General features: G+C 64.6%; 20 protein-coding genes. 10 read left to right on the top strand and 10 right to left on the bottom strand.

From position 1 onward, the window contains the following. Positions 1 to 153: 153 nt before the first annotated feature. Both CV770_RS24300 and CV770_RS24305 read right to left on the bottom strand, forming a co-directional pair. On the bottom strand, positions 154 to 882 hold the full coding sequence (locus CV770_RS24300; protein WP_104464153.1) for a glutathione S-transferase family protein: 729 nt from the start codon (positions 880 to 882) through the stop codon (positions 154 to 156). Positions 883 to 920: 38 nt separating this feature from the next. Further along, positions 921 to 1181, bottom strand: coding sequence for a hypothetical protein (locus tag CV770_RS24305; protein WP_104464154.1), 261 nt, complete (start codon positions 1179 to 1181; stop codon positions 921 to 923). A 112-nt stretch (positions 1182 to 1293) separates the two neighbouring features. Here CV770_RS24305 and CV770_RS24310 point away from each other — a divergent pair, with 112 nt between their 5' ends. Then, positions 1294 to 1992, top strand: coding sequence for a helix-turn-helix transcriptional regulator (locus tag CV770_RS24310; RefSeq protein ID WP_026202551.1), 699 nt, complete (start codon positions 1294 to 1296; stop codon positions 1990 to 1992). 18 nt (positions 1993 to 2010) lie between these two features. Continuing rightward, positions 2011 to 2334, top strand: coding sequence for a YkgJ family cysteine cluster protein (locus CV770_RS24315; protein ID WP_104464155.1), 324 nt, complete (start codon positions 2011 to 2013; stop codon positions 2332 to 2334). Here CV770_RS24315 and CV770_RS42745 read toward each other — a convergent pair. Then, on the bottom strand, positions 2331 to 2729 hold the full coding sequence (locus CV770_RS42745; protein ID WP_165637236.1) for a hypothetical protein: 399 nt from the start codon (positions 2727 to 2729) through the stop codon (positions 2331 to 2333). The genes CV770_RS24315 and CV770_RS42745 overlap by 4 nt on opposite strands. A 273-nt stretch (positions 2730 to 3002) precedes the next feature. Then, positions 3003 to 3350: a DUF3307 domain-containing protein gene (locus CV770_RS24325; RefSeq protein ID WP_049801962.1), complete on the bottom strand. Its 348-nt coding sequence runs from the start codon at positions 3348 to 3350 to the stop codon at positions 3003 to 3005. A gap of 405 nt (positions 3351 to 3755) precedes the next feature. Between CV770_RS24325 and CV770_RS24330 the strand changes: the two genes are divergently transcribed. The 4 genes from CV770_RS24330 to CV770_RS24345 all read left to right on the top strand — a co-directional run bounded on the left by CV770_RS24330 (position 3756) and on the right by CV770_RS24345 (position 7654). Beyond that, the gene (locus CV770_RS24330) at positions 3756 to 5201 is read left to right on the top strand and encodes a TAXI family TRAP transporter solute-binding subunit (protein ID WP_104464157.1); all 1446 of its coding nucleotides are present in this window, start codon (positions 3756 to 3758) and stop codon (positions 5199 to 5201) included. A gap of 165 nt (positions 5202 to 5366) precedes the next feature. Then, complete coding sequence (locus CV770_RS24335; RefSeq protein WP_018321417.1) at positions 5367 to 5585, top strand: hypothetical protein; 219 nt, start codon at positions 5367 to 5369, stop codon at positions 5583 to 5585. Between the two features lie 162 nt (positions 5586 to 5747). Then, the gene (locus tag CV770_RS24340; protein ID WP_104464158.1) at positions 5748 to 6854 is read left to right on the top strand and encodes a cyclic nucleotide-gated ion channel; all 1107 of its coding nucleotides are present in this window, start codon (positions 5748 to 5750) and stop codon (positions 6852 to 6854) included. Between the two features lie 14 nt (positions 6855 to 6868). Next, entirely contained in the window at positions 6869 to 7654 is a 786-nt protein-coding gene (locus CV770_RS24345) for an enoyl-CoA hydratase/isomerase family protein (protein ID WP_104464159.1), read from the top strand. 206 nt (positions 7655 to 7860) lie between these two features. Here the strand turns inward: CV770_RS24345 and CV770_RS24350 are convergent, their stop codons facing one another. Next, positions 7861 to 8505, bottom strand: coding sequence for a glutathione S-transferase family protein (locus CV770_RS24350; RefSeq protein ID WP_104464199.1), 645 nt, complete (start codon positions 8503 to 8505; stop codon positions 7861 to 7863). 87 nt (positions 8506 to 8592) lie between these two features. On the opposite strand from CV770_RS24350, the gene CV770_RS24355 reads away from it, so the two are divergent. Both CV770_RS24355 and CV770_RS24360 read left to right on the top strand, forming a co-directional pair. Then, complete coding sequence (locus CV770_RS24355; RefSeq protein ID WP_104464160.1) at positions 8593 to 9573, top strand: helix-turn-helix transcriptional regulator; 981 nt, start codon at positions 8593 to 8595, stop codon at positions 9571 to 9573. A 138-nt stretch (positions 9574 to 9711) separates the two neighbouring features. After that, positions 9712 to 9960 carry a hypothetical protein gene (locus tag CV770_RS24360; protein ID WP_091956035.1) on the top strand — a complete coding sequence of 83 codons (249 nt, stop codon included), beginning with the start codon at positions 9712 to 9714 and terminating at the stop codon, positions 9958 to 9960. Between the two features lie 56 nt (positions 9961 to 10016). On the opposite strand, the gene CV770_RS24365 is transcribed toward CV770_RS24360, so the two are convergent. The 3 genes from CV770_RS24365 to CV770_RS24375 all read right to left on the bottom strand — a co-directional run bounded on the left by CV770_RS24365 (position 10017) and on the right by CV770_RS24375 (position 12949). Continuing rightward, positions 10017 to 10964 carry a fatty acid desaturase gene (locus CV770_RS24365; protein ID WP_104464161.1) on the bottom strand — a complete coding sequence of 316 codons (948 nt, stop codon included), beginning with the start codon at positions 10962 to 10964 and terminating at the stop codon, positions 10017 to 10019. After that, positions 10961 to 11989: an alpha/beta fold hydrolase gene (locus tag CV770_RS24370; RefSeq protein WP_104464200.1), complete on the bottom strand. Its 1029-nt coding sequence runs from the start codon at positions 11987 to 11989 to the stop codon at positions 10961 to 10963. Before CV770_RS24370 ends, CV770_RS24365 begins: the two co-directional genes overlap by 4 nt. 156 nt (positions 11990 to 12145) lie before the next feature. Beyond that, positions 12146 to 12949: an MBL fold metallo-hydrolase gene (locus CV770_RS24375; protein WP_104464162.1), complete on the bottom strand. Its 804-nt coding sequence runs from the start codon at positions 12947 to 12949 to the stop codon at positions 12146 to 12148. A 173-nt stretch (positions 12950 to 13122) separates the two neighbouring features. Between CV770_RS24375 and CV770_RS24380 the strand changes: the two genes are divergently transcribed. Together CV770_RS24380 and CV770_RS24385 are read left to right on the top strand one after the other, a co-directional pair. After that, a complete protein-coding gene (locus CV770_RS24380; RefSeq protein ID WP_104464163.1) occupies positions 13123 to 14325 on the top strand; it encodes an MFS transporter in 1203 nt (400 codons plus the stop codon). Between the two features lie 130 nt (positions 14326 to 14455). Beyond that, positions 14456 to 15469 carry an AraC family transcriptional regulator gene (locus CV770_RS24385; RefSeq protein WP_245453852.1) on the top strand — a complete coding sequence of 338 codons (1014 nt, stop codon included), beginning with the start codon at positions 14456 to 14458 and terminating at the stop codon, positions 15467 to 15469. A 37-nt stretch (positions 15470 to 15506) separates the two neighbouring features. On the opposite strand, the gene CV770_RS24390 is transcribed toward CV770_RS24385, so the two are convergent. Both CV770_RS24390 and CV770_RS24395 read right to left on the bottom strand, forming a co-directional pair. Next, a complete protein-coding gene (locus CV770_RS24390; RefSeq protein ID WP_104464165.1) occupies positions 15507 to 17120 on the bottom strand; it encodes an acyl-CoA synthetase in 1614 nt (537 codons plus the stop codon). Between the two features lie 54 nt (positions 17121 to 17174). After that, the gene (locus CV770_RS24395) at positions 17175 to 17942 is read right to left on the bottom strand and encodes a FadR/GntR family transcriptional regulator (RefSeq protein ID WP_091956033.1); all 768 of its coding nucleotides are present in this window, start codon (positions 17940 to 17942) and stop codon (positions 17175 to 17177) included. Positions 17943 to 18096: the final 154 nt, after the last annotated feature.

Raw genomic sequence — 18096 nt, forward strand, 5'->3', positions numbered from 1 at the left:
CAACACGGGGATTCCTTCCGTCGCGCACCAGCTCTCGGCACGTCATCAACAACCGACACCGTTTCCTGAGCGCCCCTCTCCCTAGCCCTCCCCCACAAGGGGGAGGGAACGCACCTTCGTCGGAGCGCTGGCGGGGGTCTCGATCATCAGGCGCTAAGCCGCCTGCCGCAGCGGGGTCCAGGCGAACTCCGGATAGTAATTGTCCATCATGCGATCGACATAGGCGGTGAGGTTCGGAAAGCCCTCGGCGCGCTCGCGCAGGGCCGATTCGAAGAACGGCGAGAGGATGCCGGCAAGCATACCGAAGGCGGTGGCGTCGACGCCGCAGGGCTTGTTGCCCATCAGATAGGATTTGTCGCCGAGCTGCACCGAGAGCGCGAACAGCGAGCGCACGGCGAGCTCGACATCGTCATCGGGCCCATGGCGGCCGAGGCCCGAGAGCAAATAGTTCTCGGCGACGCGGAACTGCGCATCTTCGCGCAGTTTCTCGCGGTTGTGCTCCGGTGCGCCGTCGAAGAAATGCGCAGGCCCCTTGGCGAAATTGACCGGATCGACCCAGCGCGCCCCGACCAACCCCCAATAGACGTGGTGCTCGATCATCCGTTCGAACGCCCAGGCCTGCGCGCGGTCGGTCAGCGACAGCCCGGCATCGAAATCAAAGCCGTATCGGCGCTCGATATGGGCGCGAATGAAGGTGGAATCGGCCACCGCCTCGCCGCCATCGTCGATGAAGGGCAGCTGCCCCTTGGGCGAGGCGGGCGGCATTGCCCGCTCCTTCCGGTAGGGCAGTCCCGCCATCTTGAGCTGCACTTCCGTCTTGGTGACGAAGGGGCTGATTTCCGGCAGGCCGAAGCCGGTGCCAAATCCGTAGAGCGTGATCATGAAAGCTTCTCCTGAACCACCGAAAAAGTTGACGGAACCTAGTGCCGGGCTGCTGCCACCATGGTGGCAGCAGCCGTGATATCTTCTGCGAAACGGGCCCCCCGCCAGGCACGGCCCATCACATGGCGGACCAGCGCGTCCGCGGCCTGGATCAGCGGGCGTGCCACCACGCTCGCAAAGGCAAACCGGAGGTCGACGGCCATGAGATCGAGCGAAACGAGGCGGCCGAACGCCGACACGGACCACGCCTGTGCCCGCAACATCGGAATAGCCGGGCCGAAATGGGTCGGAATGATCATGGACAAATCCTCTTCAGTCGATGTGTTGTCCCGGTATAGAACCCCCCTGCTGCCAACATCCTGTCAGCAGCCGCGCGCCGCCTTCTGAAAAGATCACCGACAAGGGACCCGCATGAGACGCGCCGACCGGCTGTTTCAAATCATCCAGGTGCTGAGGCGCACGCGTAAGCCGCTGACGGCGGACGCCATCGCGGCCGAGCTCGAGACCTCGAAGCGCACGATCTATCGCGACATCGCGACGCTGATCGGCCAGCGCGTGCCGATCCGCGGTGAAGCCGGCATGGGCTACATCCTGGAAAAGGGATTTGATCTCCCGCCCTTGATGCTCACGCCCGACGAGATCGAGGCGGCGGTGCTGGGCGCACAATGGGTCGCCGGCCATGCCGATTCGGCACTGGCGCGCGCGGCCGAAGATCTGATGGCCAAGATCGCCGACACCGTGCCTGAGCGCCTGCGTCCCTTCGTGCTGGAGCCGGCGAGTCGGGCTCGGCCGAGCTGGAACAGGGAGCCGGACCGCCTGGACATGGTACGTACGCGCACCCAGATCCACGAAGGCAAGAAGATCATGCTGCGCTATCGCGACGAGCAGGGCCGCGCCAGCGAGCGCATGATCTGGCCGATCTCGGTCGGCTATCTCGAAGCCGTGCGCCTGCTGGCAGCCTGGTGCGAGCTACGCGGCGACTTCCGCAGCTTCCGCACCGACCGCGTGGTCGACGCCAACTATCTCGACGAGAGATACCCCGAGCGGCGCGACGTGCTTCGCGCGAGATGGCGGCAGAGCCTGGTCTGGGGCCCGCCCAAAGACACCTGACAAGGACATGTGAGGACGATGGAAGAGAGTTCCCCCGTCGATCTGTCGAGCGTTTGCCAGAGTTGCGGCGCCTGCTGCGGCTATTCGGCGAACTGGCCGCGCTTCTCGATCGAGAGCGACGAAGAGCTTGCCGCGATTCCGGAGGCGCTGGTCAACGACCGCCAATCCGGCATGCGTTGCGAGAGCGATCGCTGTTCGGCCTTGCAGGGGGATATTGGAAAAGCGACCGCATGCGGCATCTATGCGGTGCGGCCGGAGGTGTGCCGCACCTGCATGCCGGGGGACGCCGAATGCGCGATGGCGCGGCGGAAGTTCGGGCTTCCGGCTATCGAAGCAAGTTAGGCCGGAACGGCTTCGCCGATTTCGTCGTCGATCTCGTCGTCCAGCGGTGCGAGCACCGAGAGCGGCTTGGTCGACAGCGTGATCGGCTTGCGCCCGCCCGACAGCGACGGCGTGGATTTCGCCGTGCCTTCGCGCGACAGCGCGTAGAGCGTCGAGCCGACGCGGCCGCCGTTCTCGATCAGATCGCGCTCGTTGCAGCTCCCTGCGATCGCGACCGCCAGCGAATGCAGATGGCTGCGGCGATAGCAGAACAGCGCCAGCCTGGCGCGCGCGTCAGGGGAAACACTCTCAACCAGCCTCGGCAGGCCACTCTCGCTGGCGCGATACATCTCGCCAAGGAGCTCGTCGCGAACCGGGCAGAAATCGCTTTCAAAAGTGTCGCGGCTTGAAAACATTGCAGTTCTCCCTCGTGTGCGGAAGATGCAGCGCAATTCTCTAATGAAAGGTTAACCACGCTGCCCGGTAGTCACCCGGGGTGCTTGCGCGCTCGCCGCGAATCCGAGGCGGCGAAGAGCTTCCCCGCGGCCATCCTTCGAGACGCCCGCCTTCGGCGGGCTGCTCAGGATGAGGTCTGGAGCTGCTGAAAGACACTATCCCCTCATGGTGAGGAGGCGCGTGGCGCCGTCTCGAACCATGCAGGCCCGACCGTCGCCCCGAGGCCACTACCCTCAGTTCGCAGCCATGAAGATGGAGAGGCCGAAGCCGGTGAGATGATGCAGGGCCTGGTCGACGCCAATCAGGGTCCAGAACCAGGGATGCGCAAGGTCGACGCCGAAATTCGCCGAGACCAGTCCCTTGGCGCGGTCGATCGTGATGTGGATCACGAAGTCGATAAAGGCCACGAACCAGAATTTCGGCGCGACGATCAGGATCAGCGGCAGCGCAACCGCAAGGTGAATCAGGCAATGCACCAGAAGCGGCAGGGCCCAGCCGTGCTTCTGGTCTTTGCCGTGCGCCATCCAGGCGGTCTGAAGGACGAAATCGGCGATGATGTGCTTGAAGGTGAGCAGCAACATCCAGCCAATGAGCGCTTCGACCGGAATCGCCGATGACATGGGTGGAAACGACAAAGCCGACGCCCTCATTGAGGTGACAAGAAAAATTGGAGCGTTCAGCGCAACTTCTTCTTGGACCGGTCAAATCGCCGGGACCTTCGATTTATGACATCTCCCGCGGCGGAATGCAGCCGGGGGGAACCGGAAAATCGCCAAGTGTGGCTAACCGGTGATAGGATGACCTTTTCGCCGCGTCCGCGTCGAGTAAGGTTACCCTCGGCTCGAAATTTGCATTCCGGTCCCGGCGCGCTATCATTGCCGGCACAGAATATCGTTCTTTTTTCAGACGTTTAGGAATTGCAGGGCGCCCGCCGCGATCATGTCCGCGAGCCGCCCGTCACCGGAGAATAAGGCCAGAGTGCTGCCATGAGTACTGAAGGCCCCACCACATCCCCGATCGAGCCGCCGTCGCGGCGTCCCAAGGTGATCAAGACCAATCAGCAACAGGTCTTCCTCTACGTCGTGCTGACCCTGCTGCTGTCGCTCGCCACCGTCTGGGGCGGCCGCGCCATGCTGCATAATTCGGAGACGCTGACCTTTGCCGTCGGCGCTCCCAACAGCGATGAGGCGCTGTTCGCGGCAAAGCTCGCCGCCCTGCTGAAGTCCAACGCCTCGCGCTTCCGGATCAAGGTCGTCAACAACGCCGACAACGCCAAGGCGCTCGTGCAGTTCGACCGCAAGCAGGCCGATCTCGCCGTGCTGCGTACCGACGCCAAGGTGCCGCTGCGGGCGCGCACGCTCGCGATCCTCGAGCACGATCTCGTGCTTCTGCTCGGCCCCGGCAACAAGAAGATCAAGTCGATCGCCGAGCTGAAGAAAAAGAAGGTCGCCGTTCTCGCCGAGAACGAATCCTCCCTTGCCTTCGTCCGCGGCATCCTCGACATCCCCGACGGTCCGGACGCCGCCAAGATCCAGATGGCGCCGCAGGGCACGACGCTCGACAAGCTGTTTGCGCCGTCAAACGGCTTTGGCGCGGTGATCGCCATCGTTCATGCCTCCAGGGCGGTGCGCGACAAGGCCTATGAGCAGGTCGCCAAGCGCGGCGGCTTCACGCTCAACGCGATCGACGAGGCCAAGGCGCTGGCGCGCAAGCTCCCGGGCATTTCCAGCGAGACGCTGACGGCGGGCACGCTGTCGACCTCGCCGCAAATTCCCGACGACGATCTCGACACGGTCGGGCTCGAATGGCTGCTGGTCACGCAATCCAGGATGTCGCCATCCACGGCGGGCGAGCTGGCGCGCACCATCTACGAGAACAAATCCGCGCTCGGGCTCGACAACGGCTTTGCCAGCAGAATTGAGCCGGCCTCGACCGAGAAGGACGCCTTCGTGATGGCGCACCAGGGGGCGGCCGACTACATCAACGACGACACCAAGTCGTTCATGGATAAGTACAGCGACTTGATGTATCTGGGCGCCGCCGCGCTCAGCGTCATCGGCTCGATCTTCGCGGCGATCTACGCCAAGATCACCCGCATCGCACCGGAGAAGGCCAGCGAGCTCTCCACCGCCATCCTCGACATCGGTGAGCGGATCGAGCACGCCCACTCTCTGGATCAGCTCGAATGTCTCCAGGACGAGCTGGAGGGCATTTTACGCGGGGCAGTCATTGGGCTCAGAGACGGCACGATCAGCACCGACGGGCTCGACACCTTCAAGCTCGGCTACGAGTTCGTCCGCGACGAGATCGGCATGCGCCGCGACTATCTGAAACGCCATGCCGGCGAAACCGAGAAGACGGTGCAGGGCGGCGGCCCTGCCCAGCACGACGACAGCAATGTCGTGGTGGTGAAGACCGCCCAGAGCGCCTGACGGCCGCCCGGTTGGGCCGCCCATCAATCTCTTCCCGGACAAGCCGCAATGCCGAAGGCGTTGCGGCGCCGAGCCGGGGCACGGGAGGGAGATCGTGACGATCGCCCGTCTGGAACCCAGCCCATCTGCAACCGTTGGTTTCCGGTTGCAACCGGAGACCGCAGCATGCGTGCACTCCTCATCATCCTCCTTCTGGGAATGCTGGCGGCGGCCGGCTACTTCGCCTATTCCGCAATGGCGGTCGAAGGTGAGCCGATCCCGACGGAAGGCTATGTGGCGCTGGCACTGGGCGCGGGGTTTTCCGTCATTGTCGGCGTCGGGCTGATGGTGCTGCTGTTCTTCAGCAGCCGCCGCGGTTACGACGAGCCACCCCATTTCAGGTAAGGCACCACGCCAGCGACGGCGGCACGGACCGGCAGGCCCGGCGCAGCAGCGCCGTTCACGCAGCCTGCCCGTCGTTGACGGCCCCCGCCCGGGCGGGCACTTTGACACCGGCGTCCCCGCCGGGACCCGAAGACTTGTCTCAAGATCGAGCCGCCTTTCCGCATGTCCAAGCCGCTGATTTCCGCTCTGGCCCAGTTCGCGGCCGCCACGGCCGGCCGCAACATGACCAAGGCGGCCTATGTGGCTGTGACCGTCGGCGTGCTCAGCATGGTGTTGCTGTCGGACAAGGGCGCCCAGGAGGCGCACGGATGGATCAACGCCCTGCTCTGGACCTGCCTCGCCTATTTCGTGTTCGAATGGCTGGTGCGGCTGCGCCACATGACGCAGCAGGGGCGGCTCTCGCTGTACATGTCCTCCTCCGCCGGACTGGTCGATACGATCGGGGCGCTGGCGGTGCCGGTCGCGCTTCTCCTCGGCGCCGAGCCGAAGACGGCCTGGCTGCTCAGCGTGCTCTGGGTGCTGAAGGTGGTGCCGGGCATCCCCGGCCTGCGGCAGCTTCGCCGCGTGCTGGTGCTGGAATCGGGTCCGCTGCTCAGCGTGCTCGTGATCTTCCTGATGGTGGTCTTCCTCGCCTCCGTCGCCGAATATTTCCTGGAGCGGGACGTGCAGCCGCAGACTTTTGGCAGCGTCCCCGCCGCGCTGTGGTGGGCCGTCGTCACACTCACGACCACCGGCTACGGCGACGTCGTGCCGGTCACGCCGCTCGGGCGCATCGTGGCGGCCGCGGTGATGATCTCCGGCCTCGGCGTGTTCGGCCTCTGGACCGGTATTTTGGCGACCGGATTTGCCGCCGAGACGCGGCGCGACAATTTCCTCAAGACCTGGGAATCCGTCAGTAAGGTGCCATTCTTCGCGGCCCTCGGGCCCTCCGCGATTGCCGACGTCACTCACATGCTGCGGACCATGGAGCTTCCAGCGCGCACCCTGATCATCCGCAAGGGGGCACAGGGCGACTGCATGTATTTCATCGCCGCCGGCGAGGTCGAGGTCGAGCTGCCCGGCAAGAAAGTGCAGCTCGGTGAAGGCGCCTTCTTCGGCGAGATGGCGCTGCTCGGCAACAACATGCGCGGCGCCAACGTCTCGACCACGAAAGTGTCGCGGCTTCTGGTGCTCGACCTCGTCGACTTCCGCGTGCTGATGGCACGACATCCCGATCTCGCCGAGACCATCGACGCCGAGGCGAAACGGCGCGCACTCGAAAACAAGTAAAAAAGGAGACAAGAATGTCGGACATCACCGACGCAGCCACCGCCCCCGTGCTCGAACGCGACGGCGCCCGCGCCACCATCCGCCTCAACCGGCCCACGCATCTCAACCGGCTGCAGGCCGAGGACCTCGACGAGCTCGTCAGGCTGTTCGACCTGGTCGAGACGGATCCTGAGATCCGGGTGCTGGTGCTGACCGGCACCGGACGCGCCTTCTCCGCCGGTTATGATCTCAACTCGGTCGCCGAGCGCGCCGTCAGCGCCAACGAGCAGCAGAGCGCGGGCTCTGCATTTGAGGTGGTCGTCAACCGGCTGGAGGATCTGGGCGTGCCGACGATCTGCCGGCTCAACGGCGGCGTCTATGGCGGCTCGACCGACCTCGCACTCGCCTGCGATTTCCGCATCGGCGTCGACACCGCCGAGATGTTCATGCCGGCGGCGCGGCTCGGGCTGCATTATTACAGGAGCGGCATCAAACGCTACGTCACCCGGCTCGGCGTCGACAATGCGAAGAAACTGTTCCTGACGGCGCAGAAGATCAGCGCGCCGGAGATGCTGCGCATCGGCTATCTCAACGCGATGGTGCCGGTGGAATTCCTCGACGAGGAGGTCGACAAGCTCGCCAACATCCTCGCCGGCAACGCGCCGCAGGCGATGCGCGGCATGAAGCGCGCGATCAACGAATTCGCCCGCGGTGAGCTCGATGACCGCGCCGCCGACCAGCGCCACCGCGACAGCATGCGCGGCGACGAGATCAAGGAAGGCATCAAGGCGTTCGCGGAGAAGCGAGCGCCGAGGTTTTGAGGGATTGGTCAGCGAGTACGAGCGCGCGGCAAACGCAACTGTCGTCCCGGACAAGCGAAGCGCAGATCCGGGACCCATAACCACAGGGAGTGGTTATGGAGCAAAGCTGATCACTCCGGGTCTTCGCAAAATATCTCCCTGTGGTTATGGGTCCCGGGTTCGCGCTACGCGCGCCCCGGGACGACAGTGGAGATTGAGGCGCCTGCTCAGCCCCCAACCGCCTTCGCATGCTGCGCCGCCATCTCGTCGTCCGCCGCATTGATGCGCTGGAATGCAGGCCGCGCGGTCATGCGCTCGGCATAGCGGACGAAAACGTCCTTCTTCGGCACGATGCCGAACATCATGGTCCAGCTGAACGCCACGCCCCACAACACATCGGCAGCCGTCATCCGCTCGCCAAGCAAATAGGGCCCTTTCGACAGCTGCGCTTCGAGCGCGCCGAGCATGGTGTCGTAGTCGGCATAGGGCGACTGCGTGATCGGCGCCGGCTCGCGCTGCATGAACTTGTCGATCAGCGCCGGCTCGAAGGATGAGCCGTAATAGGCGATCCAGCGCAGATAAGGACCGCGCAGCGGATCGTTCAGCGCGGGCGTCAGACCTGCCTGCGGGAAGAGATCGGCGAGATGGATGGTGATCGCGACCTGCTCGGTCACCAGGGCATCGCCGTGGCGGATCGCCGGGACCTTGCCGAGCGGATTGATGGCGAGATAAGCGGGCTGACGCTGCTCGCCGGCCTTCATGTTGAGGACGTGCAGATCGTAGGGCGCACCCAGCTCCTCCAGCAGCACCCGCGTGCCGGTGGCGCGGCTTTGCGGCGAGTAATACAGCGTGATGCGGTTCGGATCGGTCATGGCAGGTCTCCATCGGGCCAGCGGGCGGTGGGGCAGCTTGTAGCGGGCCATACCTGACATCCTGTGTCAGGTATGGTTTAAGCAATCATGCGCGCGAGCCGAATGTTGTCGATCCTCACCACCCTCCAGGCCAGGGGGCAAGTCACCGCGCCCGACCTTGCGGAAGCCTGCGAGGTCTCGGTCCGCACGATCTATCGCGACATTGACGCGCTCGCGGCATCAGGCGTTCCCGTTTACGCCGACCGTGGCGCGGAGGGCGGCTATCGGCTGCTCGACGGCTATCGCGTGCGGCTGAACGGCCTGTCGCAGAGCGAGGCCGAGACGCTGTTTCTGGCAGGCTTGCCGGGCCCGGCGGCGGCGCTCGGGCTGGATGCGGCAATGATCGCCGCGCAAAACAAGCTGATGGCGGCGCTGCCCGTCCATCTGCGCCAGGATGCAAGCCGGATGCAGGAGCGCTTTCATCTGGACGCGCCGGGCTGGTTCGGCAAGGCCGAGGAGCCGAAGCATCTGCGCACGATTGCCGGCGCGGTGCTGCGCGGGACGCTGATCAAGATCCGCTACCAGAGCTGGCGCGCGGAGAAGCAGCGTCGGCTCGCGCCGCTCGGCCTCGTGCTGAAGGGTGGGAGCTGGTATTTCGCCGGCCAGGTCGACGCCAGCGTGCGCACCTATCGCGTCGCGCGCGTGCTCGACTGCACGGCGCTCGACGACGGCTTCGATCGCCCCGCCGATTTCGATCTCGCCGCCTATTGGCAGGCCGCGACGCTGCGTCTCGAGGCCGAGATGCATCCCAATGTCGCGATCGTCCGGTTGTCGCCGTTCGGCGTCAAGCTGCTCGACGCGCTGAGCCAGCCGTACATCAAGGCGCGCACGCAGCTCGAGGAGACCGTTGATGCGGACGGCTGGCGCATTGCGCGCGTGCCTGTTGGCAAGACGTCCTGGCACGCCGCGGCCGAATTGTTGCGGCTCGGCCCCGAGGCCGAGGTGCTGGAGCCCGCCGACCTCCGCGACAAGATGGCGGAGCTAACGCAGGCGATGGCCGCGCGCTATCGCGCGGCGCGCAAAACATGAGGCCGGCATATTTCGCCGCAGCCCACGAAACATTCCTGAAACACGATTCTCCTCCTCCCGGGTGAACGCATTCGCGTCTCGGCCCGACCGAGATGCAGGGACACAACAACGGCCTTAGCGCCACACTGGAGAATGAAGATGTTTCGTAAGCTTGCTCTCGGTCTGATCGCCGCCGGTTCGCTCGGCGTTGCCGCTCTCGCGCCCACCGCCGCCTCGGCTGGCGGTTTCCACCATCACCATTGGGGTCATGGCTGGGGTCCGGGCTGGGGCTTCGGCGGCGTCTACGTCAACACCGGCGTCAGCAACTGCTACCAGGAGCGCCTCGTTCAGACCCGTCATGGCATGCGCGTCCGCGTCGTGAATGTCTGCGCCTACGGGATCTACTGATATCTCGCCTTCCAAACAAAGCTCCGGTCGCGCTGCGGCCGGAGTTTTGCGTTTGGTTAACGGCTCCTCAGATTCCGACGAAACCAGGCCCAGGTTTCGCGCGTCGTCTGGATGTAGCCGCGGCCGCGATAAACGATCTCGCCGTCGACGATCCCGTTCAGCTTCGGCAGCGCGTGAAACGGGATGGAGGGATAGGCGTGGTGCTCGACGTGGTAGGGCATGTTCCACGCAAACCATTTGACCACCGCGGCGGTATAGGTGGTGCGGGTGTTCTGAAAAGCGCTGCGGGTCCGGTCGCAGCCGGTATGCTCGGCATAGAGATAGGGCCGCAGGAACAACTGCCCGACGGCAAGCGGGACGATCCAGACCCAAAGCAGCAGCGCTGACGAGAACCACAGCGAGAGCGCGAGCAGCAGTACATAGGTCGCGACATAGACACGCGCCTCTCTCACGATGACGGCGCGCTTGTTTTCGGGGATCCATGGCACGGTGACCTTTCCCGTGACCGCATGGCCGAGCATCAGCCGGAGCCGGCCGACGACCTGGAACAGTCCGCTATAGGCGATCGCGAGCTGCGTGTCGGAGGCCGGCTTCACGCCGACGATCAGCTCCGGGTCCTTGTCCGGATCCTGGGTGTAGCGGTGGTGGTCCCAGTGAAACAGGCAGTAATATTCGTAAGGCAATCCGATGAGGAAGGCCGAGAGATACCCGACGACGAGGTTGAGGCTGCGGCTCCTGAACGCGGTCTTGTGCGCGGTCTCGTGCACTGCCATGAACAGGAAGGCGACGACATAGCCCTGCACCGCCATCAGCGGCAGCGCCCAGAGCACGCCCCACGTCGACGAAATCTTCCAGATCAGCGCGCCCACCAGCGCGATCACGCCATAATGGCCAAGGCTCTGCGCCGCGCCTCTGAGATCGGAGCGGACCGACAATTCGCGCAGCAGGGCCGGCGTCAGCGGCTTCAGGCGGTGGCCGGACTCTGAAACGGCGGTGTCGGTCATGATCGGTTGCCTGCCTGCTTGCCGAGTAGGTCCGCGATTTCGGCCTTGATGAAGGCCTGGTCGCGCGGATTGCCAACGGGATTGCCGGCGCGATGGCCATGCAGCGACGGGATTGGATGCAGCACCGCGGATTTCGCGTTGACCAGCCGGCCGAGCTCGTCCTCGTTGTCGCGGACATCGAAATAGCGGTCGGTCGCGCCCGGCATCAGCAGCATGTGCGCCTTGATCGCCGCCAGCGCGCGATCGAAATCGCCAGCGAACGCCTCGCAGCGGCTGATGTCACCCCGCTGCCAGATGCCGACCTGCGCCAAGAGATCATTGGCGTCGCGCCGGGCAAACGTCGCGTCCCAGACGCGGACGAGATAATCTTCCAGCGAGGTGAAGCCGGCCTCGCGCCAGAGCTCGTCGCGATAGAAGCCGTGCGACATCGCCCAGCCGGCATAGACGCGTCCCATGGCGCGATAGCCGGCGACGGGCTTGTCGGCGAAGCGGCCGTCGCGGAAGGCGGGATCGGCGGTCAGCGCAGCCTTCACGCTCTCCAGGAAGACGTAGTTGTAGGGCGCGCAGCGGGCGCTGCCGCAGACCACGGCTGCACGCTCGACCATGTCGGGGTGCAGCGCCGCCCAGTGATAGGCCTGCATGCCGCCCATCGACCAGCCATAGACCAGCGCGAGCTTCTTGATGCCGAAACGCTCGGTGAGGAGCCGATGCTGGACCGCAATCGCATCGTGATAGGTCACCTCGGGAAACGGCGCTGCGGTATTCGACGGCGAGGACGACAGGCCGTTGCCGAACAGGTTCGGGATGACGATGAAGTAGCGCGTGGGGTCGAGCACGCCGTCCGGGTCGATCAGCCACTCGGTGTCAAAATGCTGCGCGCTGAACGAGGTCGGATAGAGGATGACGTTGTCCTTTGCAGCGCTCAGCGTGCCGTAGGTCTTGTAGGCAAGCTTCAGCGAAGGGAAAACGGTCGCGGACTGGAGGACAACGTCGCCAGCCTCGAAGATCTCGTAGTGCGCCGTCATGAACCGGACTCCGCTTGCGCGGCTGCAGATCGCCGCGGCTTCCACGATGCATCGATCATGCCGGGCCTGCAGCTGCGTCATTGCAGCAGATTTTATAACTGTACTTATAGTACAGTTATTCGAGACCGGCAAGATAAATTAGATCCGCTCGCCGGCTCAGGCGATGGCGGCGATGTAGCGCTCCACCGACGCCGCGAAGGCGGCCTTGGCCCCGCTAGCGATGTTGCGGCCCCACCAGGCGCCATAGATGCGATCGAAGGCGAGCGGCTCGACGGCGGCCGCAATCCGGCGCACCGCGGCTGCATTGAGCGGCATGTAGTTGGGATAGGAGTACATGAAGCTGACGAAGCGGCGGTCCATCGTCACCTGGGCGATGTCGCCGGTGAGAAGCGCGCCCCTGCCGTCCGCACTGTGCGCCGAGTGCAGCATGGTGGCGCCGGCGAAATGACCGCCGGTGCGCAGCAGCAGCACATCGTCGGAGACGCGGTGGCTCTCGCCGGTCCAGTGCACGATCGAGGGATGCGGCCGCGTGACGAAAGCGCGATCGTCGGCATGCAGATAGACCGGCACGCCGCCAAAGGTATCGCTCCAGTCTGCGACCGCGCCGTAGTAATGCGGATGCGAGATCGCGATCGCCTTCAGCCCGCCGAGTGCGGCGACGTACTGGATGGCTTCATCGGTCGCGAGCGGAATGCAATCCCACATCACGCAGCCGTTGCCTTGAGGCACCAGCAGCGCGCGCTGTCCGATCGCGAAGCTCGGCTCCAGGCCGATCCCGGTGAGGCCAAGATCGTCGCGTCCCACCAGTCGGTGCCCCCGCGCGAGTTCCTCGCGCGTGAGAAAGGTCTGCCCCTTCCAGTTCACGAACTGCCGTTCATCCTCGCAGATCACGCAGGAGGCGGGCGGATTTCCGCCGTTCGGGAATTGCGCGCCGCAGGTTTCACAGGTCCAGAGAGGCATGACCAGAGCTCCGTGGGAAGGTCGCAGGATGACATTGCGACCGAGCTTTCGGCAAGATCGATGAGCGCAAGGAGACGACTGGAACCAACGCGGCGAGCGCCCGTTACGTTCAGGTCCACGCCGGAAGGATGGTCAAGAGGATCGCGACACACGAAGAGCATGTTTAGGTATCGATGACATCGCGGCCTCCCTCCTCGTCCCGTATCTGGCCTCTGTTTGCGCTCAACTTCTTCATGGCCGACATGCAGTCGGGCATTGGGCCGTTCGTCGGGGTCTTCCTCCAGGAGCGCGGCTGGGCGACCGGGCTGATCGGCACCGCCATGACGATCGGCAATGTCGCGGGCATGCTGGTCACGACCCCGATCGGCGGCTTCATCGATTCCAGCCGCAACAAACGGCTATGGGTCGTCATTCCCGGCATCTGCGTCGTTCTCGCCTCCGCCATCATCCTGATCTCGCAAAACTTCTGGGCGGTGACGTTCTCGCAAGTGGCGCAATCGCTGGCGAGTGCCGCCATCGTGCCGGCGGTAACAGGCATCACGCTCGGCATCGCCAAGCAGAAGGGATTCAACGCGCTGAACGGCCGCAATCAGGCCTTCAACCACGCCGGCAACATGGTCGGCGCGGCATTGTCCGGCTATCTCGGCTACAGGTTCGGCTATGTCGCCGTGTTCGTGCTGGCGGCCGTGTTCGGCGCCATCGCGATCGCCTGCGTGATGATGATCCCCGCCAAAGCGATCGACGACCGTGCCGCACGCGGCAGCAAGGAAGACGACTCCAAGGCTCCGCCGGATGCGATGACGATGCTGCTCAAGCACAAGGCTCTGCTCGTGCTGGCACTCGCGCTCGCGGTCTTCCACCTCGGCAATGCCGCCATTGTACCGCTCTACGGGCTTGCGGCCGTGGCCGAGGGACAGGCCAACGGCCCGAGCTTCGTCGCGACCACCGTGGTGATCGCGCAAGGCGTCATGATCGTGACCTCGCTGATCGCGATGAAGGCCGCGAGCAAACGCAACTATTGGCCGGTGATCCTGGTGTCCTTCATGTTCTTGCCCGTCCGCGGCGTGCTGGCCTTCTTCGTGACGGGATGGTGGGGCGTCATACCGATGCAGGTGCTCGATGGTATCGGCACCGGCCTGCAGACGGTCGCCGTTCCCGGCATGGTCGCGCGCGCGCTGAACGGCAGCGGCCGCATCAATCTCGGCCAGGGCGCCGTGATTACGGTGCAGGGCATCGGCGCCAGCCTTAGTCCCGCGCTCGGCGGCTGGATCGCGCAATGGATCGGCTACGGGCCGACCTTCCTGCTGCTCGGCGGCTTCGGGCTCGCATCGATGGCGCTGTGGCTGGCCTTCGGCGCGGCGGTGAAGAAATACTGAGGCTCACCGCCACCCGAACGCCACGGCGCGACGTGCTTTTGCAGTCCACGCACACGGGGACTGCGGCACCTGGTCGCGGTCTCTGGGCGCCGTTGCGAGTGGCTTATCACGCAATCGGCCGCTTTTGCCGTTGCGGCGCACCGGCCTGACGATACAACCTGCCGTAAACCGTCAACACCTGCGCTTCCGATCGATGATCCAGCCACAACTCTCATTCGATGGCGACCCGAATGGCCCGGCCTATGAAAGATGGCGCGAGCAGTTTTGCCGTCAGGTGGCCAACGTCGATTTCGTGCCGGTCGGAGACGGGCGTGTTCACCGAACCATTGCGCCGGCGATTCTTCCCCGCATCAGGCTCTCGGCCTCGTTCGGCACGCCTATGTCTTTCGTGTCATTGGGCACGAACGACGAATTGATCATTACGATGTCGCCCAATTCGGCGCTCAGCGGGACCATGGGAAAACGACCGCTGGAGATCGCCGCGGGCGACGTTACGATCGGCGATCCCTCGATCAAGGGCGCCCACATCACTCAGACAGGGTTTGGCAATTTCCAGACGGCGCTGTTGCCGCGCAAGGCGCTGCTGCGCGCGTGCCCGAATGCTGAGGATTTGATTGCACGCTCGATCCCCGGCGCCAATCCGATCACATCGATGTTCCTGCGCTATTATGACCTCGCGCATGAGCATGCCGACAAGCTCGGCCCCGCGGAGCTGGACGCGGTCTCGCAACACCTGTTCGACCTTTCGGTGCTGATGATCGGAGCGCGCGGCGATGTCGCCGAACAGGCCCGAATGCGCGGCCTGGCGGCAGCGCGTCTCGAAACCCTCAAGTCCGACATCCTGGCGCAGCTTGACAGCCCCGCGCTGTCGCTCACCGTCCTTTCAGCCGCGCACCGGGTCAGCCCGCGCACGATCCAGCTGCTGTTCGAGCAGGCCGGCATCACCTATAGCGGCTTCGTGCTGGAGCAGCGCCTGCTGCGTGCCGAACGTCTGCTGCGAAATCCCGCCATGCGCGTGCGCAAGATCATCGAAATCGCGCATCTCGCGGGCTTTCACGACGTATCCTACTTCCATCGCGCATTCCGCCGCCGCTTCGGACAGACGCCCGACGACGTCAGGAAGCTGGCCGGCGACGCCGGCTAGCGAACTCGATCATGACGCAGCCAAAAGCCGCCCGGCCTTACGCGCCAAAATTCTTCTGGATCGCCTTGTCGAGCGTCTCGCCGCCGACGAAGCGCTGGCGCAGCTCGCGCTTGAGCAGCTTTCCGCTGGGATTCTTCGGCAAGGCATCCACGAAGATGACGCGCTTGGGCACCTTGAAATGCGCCATCTGGCCGGCGCAGTGCTTGATGACGGCGTCCTCGTCCAGCTTTTCACCGCTCTTGACCACGACGATGGCGGTGACCGCCTCGATCCAGCGCGGATCGGGCAGACCGACGACGGCAACCTCGGAAACCGCCGGGATACGATACACCATCTCCTCGACCTCGCGGCTGGCGACATTCTCGCCGCCGGTCTTGATCATGTCCTTGACGCGGTCGACCACGGTGATGTGGCCCTCTTCGTCGACGGTGGCGAGATCGCCGGAGTGAAACCAGCCGCCGGTGAATGCTGCCGCGGTCTTCACGGGATCGTTGTAATAGCCGGACAATAGATGCGGCGAACGGTGCACGATCTCGCCGACCTCGCCGACCTCAACGTCTTCCATTGACGTGTTGACGACGCGCGTCTCGACATTGAGCACCGGCTTTCCCGCCGAGCCTGCCTTGCGCAGCTGGTCCTCCGGCCGCAGCACGGTCGCGAGCGGCGCGATTTCGGTCTGACCGTAGAAGTTCCAGAATTTTACGGCGGGCAGGCGGCGCTGAAGCTCGAGCAAAACTTCCACAGGCATGATCGAGGCGCCGTAATAGCCCTTCTGCAGGGACGACAGGTCGGACTTGTCGAAATTCGGCGAGCGCAGCATCGCGATCCAGATCGTCGGCGGCGCGAAGAAGGAGGTGATCTTGTGGGCCTGGATCAGGGCCAGGATGTTGTCGGCTGTCGGCTTGCCCGTGATGACGCCGGAGGCGCCGAGATAGACTTGTGGCCCCAGGAACACGTCCAACTGGGCGCAGTGATACAGCGGTAGCGCGTGCAGGAACTTGTCGTCCACGCTCATGCCGCCGTCGATGATACAGCTGACATACTGCCACATCACCGCTTCATGGGTCAGCATCGCCCCCTTGGGCAGCGATTCGGTGCCTGAAGTGTAGACGATCTGCGCGAGATCGCGGCTATCGACCGAGGCTTCCAGGAACGAGCCGTCGGAATGAAGCAGGTCGTCGAAGGTGGTGAGGCCCGCCGGCGCCGACGCGGGATCCTCGCCCGGCAGCCAGATCATTTTTTCGACCGCACAGTCTTTCGCGCTGGCGGCCTTCGCCGGCTCGACGAAATCGGGACCGGTCGCGAGCAATTTTGCCCCGGAGCTCTTCAGGATGAAATTAATCTCGTCCGGATTGAGCATGAAGTTGATCGGCACCAGAACCGCGCCAATCCGCGCCACTGCGAAGCGCAGCGCGGCGAAGGCGTGCGAATTGCGCGACAGCACCGCGAGGCGGTCACCCTTCTTCACGCCGAGCCCGAGCAGACCACGGCCGAGCCGGTTGCAGATCGCGTCCATCTCGGCAAAGGACCAGCTCACATCCCCGCAGCTCACCGCGAGCTTGTTCGGATCGCGGCCTGCCGAGCGGCGCAGGAGATCGCCGATGGAATGCTCGCGTGCCTTCGCAATGGTGGCTGCGGTGTCGCCGGTCATGTGTCCCTCCGTGTGGTGTCTTTGTTTGTTGGATTTCTTGCTTGATATCTTGCGTTATCTTCGCCGGGCCGCCTGCGCGTGCTCCATGTACATGTGCTCGACCGAGCGATCGAGCGAAGCAATCTTCTCGAAGCCGCGGCGCCAGTCCTGCAAATGCCGGCGCGTCCAGAGCACGCCGGCCTCGCGATCGCGGCGGCGGATCGCGTCGATGAGATGGCGATGCGCGGCGACGAGACGCGGGCCGCCTTCGGCGACACCGGTCACGATCATCTCGGTGGTCGGATAGAACAGCTGCGCCGCGGGCTCGCGCGCAAGCTGGAGCACGCGGTTCTGCGAGGCTTTTGCGACCAGCACGTGGAATTCGGCGTCGCATTCGGCAAGCATCGCGGGACTGCCAACGGCGGCTTCGCTGCGCGCGAGATTGCCGGCGAGCTCGGCGAGGTTCTCCTCGCTCGCCCGTTCCACCGCGCCCTCGATGCTGGCGACCTCGAGCGTCATCGAGGCCTCGTAGAGCTCGCGGAAGGTGACCTCGTGCAGGACCAGGGCGCGGCTGAGACGGCTTGCGAGCTTGCTGTAGCGCGGCAGGCAGGCGTGCAAGCGGCGCGAGGAATCCCGGCTGATCAGCCCGCCCTCCTCCAGCACACGGATGCCCTCGCGAATGGTCGAGCGATTGACGCCGAACTGGCGGACCAGATCGTGCTCGGTGCCGATGGGATCGCCGGGCTTGATGCGGCCATTGACGATCTCGCGCTCGATGGCGTCGGCGACCTTCTGATAGGCCGGCGCGATATCTATCGGTCGGAACAGCGGCGCGATGGGCAAATCGGCCTCCAATGGCGATTGTCGGACAAAGTATAGGCACCGACGTGCGGGTGCGTCAAACTACGACATTTATAACATCCGCGGAGGAAATTGACTCCGCCGGAACCCCGCTCTAGCTTTGTCGGACAAAGGGACAGAATAGTCCCGCTCAAGA

Source organism: Bradyrhizobium sp. AC87j1, from assembly GCF_002936975.1.
Lineage (GTDB): Bacteria > Pseudomonadota > Alphaproteobacteria > Rhizobiales > Xanthobacteraceae > Bradyrhizobium > Bradyrhizobium shewense.

Bases quoted from the DNA above. Each gene is read 5' to 3' on its own strand.
- CV770_RS24350 (WP_104464199.1), bottom strand. From the start codon at position 8,505: ATGACCGATCCGAACCGCATCACGCTGTATTACTCGCCGCAAAGCCGC.
- CV770_RS24375 (WP_104464162.1), bottom strand. From the start codon at position 12,949: ATGCCTCTCTGGACCTGTGAAACCTGCGGCGCGCAATTCCCGAACGGC.
- CV770_RS24300 (WP_104464153.1), bottom strand. From the start codon at position 882: ATGATCACGCTCTACGGATTTGGCACCGGCTTCGGCCTGCCGGAAATC.
- CV770_RS24355 (WP_104464160.1), top strand. From the start codon at position 8,593: ATGCGCGCGAGCCGAATGTTGTCGATCCTCACCACCCTCCAGGCCAGG.
- CV770_RS24330 (WP_104464157.1), top strand. From the start codon at position 3,756: ATGAGTACTGAAGGCCCCACCACATCCCCGATCGAGCCGCCGTCGCGG.
- CV770_RS24305 (WP_104464154.1), bottom strand. From the start codon at position 1,181: ATGATCATTCCGACCCATTTCGGCCCGGCTATTCCGATGTTGCGGGCA.
- CV770_RS24340 (WP_104464158.1), top strand. From the start codon at position 5,748: ATGTCCAAGCCGCTGATTTCCGCTCTGGCCCAGTTCGCGGCCGCCACG.
- CV770_RS24360 (WP_091956035.1), top strand. From the start codon at position 9,712: ATGTTTCGTAAGCTTGCTCTCGGTCTGATCGCCGCCGGTTCGCTCGGC.
- CV770_RS24365 (WP_104464161.1), bottom strand. From the start codon at position 10,964: ATGACCGACACCGCCGTTTCAGAGTCCGGCCACCGCCTGAAGCCGCTG.
- CV770_RS24390 (WP_104464165.1), bottom strand. From the start codon at position 17,120: ATGACCGGCGACACCGCAGCCACCATTGCGAAGGCACGCGAGCATTCC.
- CV770_RS24310 (WP_026202551.1), top strand. From the start codon at position 1,294: ATGAGACGCGCCGACCGGCTGTTTCAAATCATCCAGGTGCTGAGGCGC.
- CV770_RS24315 (WP_104464155.1), top strand. From the start codon at position 2,011: ATGGAAGAGAGTTCCCCCGTCGATCTGTCGAGCGTTTGCCAGAGTTGC.
- CV770_RS24325 (WP_049801962.1), bottom strand. From the start codon at position 3,350: ATGTTGCTGCTCACCTTCAAGCACATCATCGCCGATTTCGTCCTTCAG.
- CV770_RS24345 (WP_104464159.1), top strand. From the start codon at position 6,869: ATGTCGGACATCACCGACGCAGCCACCGCCCCCGTGCTCGAACGCGAC.
- CV770_RS24335 (WP_018321417.1), top strand. From the start codon at position 5,367: ATGCGTGCACTCCTCATCATCCTCCTTCTGGGAATGCTGGCGGCGGCC.
- CV770_RS24380 (WP_104464163.1), top strand. From the start codon at position 13,123: ATGACATCGCGGCCTCCCTCCTCGTCCCGTATCTGGCCTCTGTTTGCG.
- CV770_RS24370 (WP_104464200.1), bottom strand. From the start codon at position 11,989: ATGACGGCGCACTACGAGATCTTCGAGGCTGGCGACGTTGTCCTCCAG.
- CV770_RS42745 (WP_165637236.1), bottom strand. From the start codon at position 2,729: ATGTTTTCAAGCCGCGACACTTTTGAAAGCGATTTCTGCCCGGTTCGC.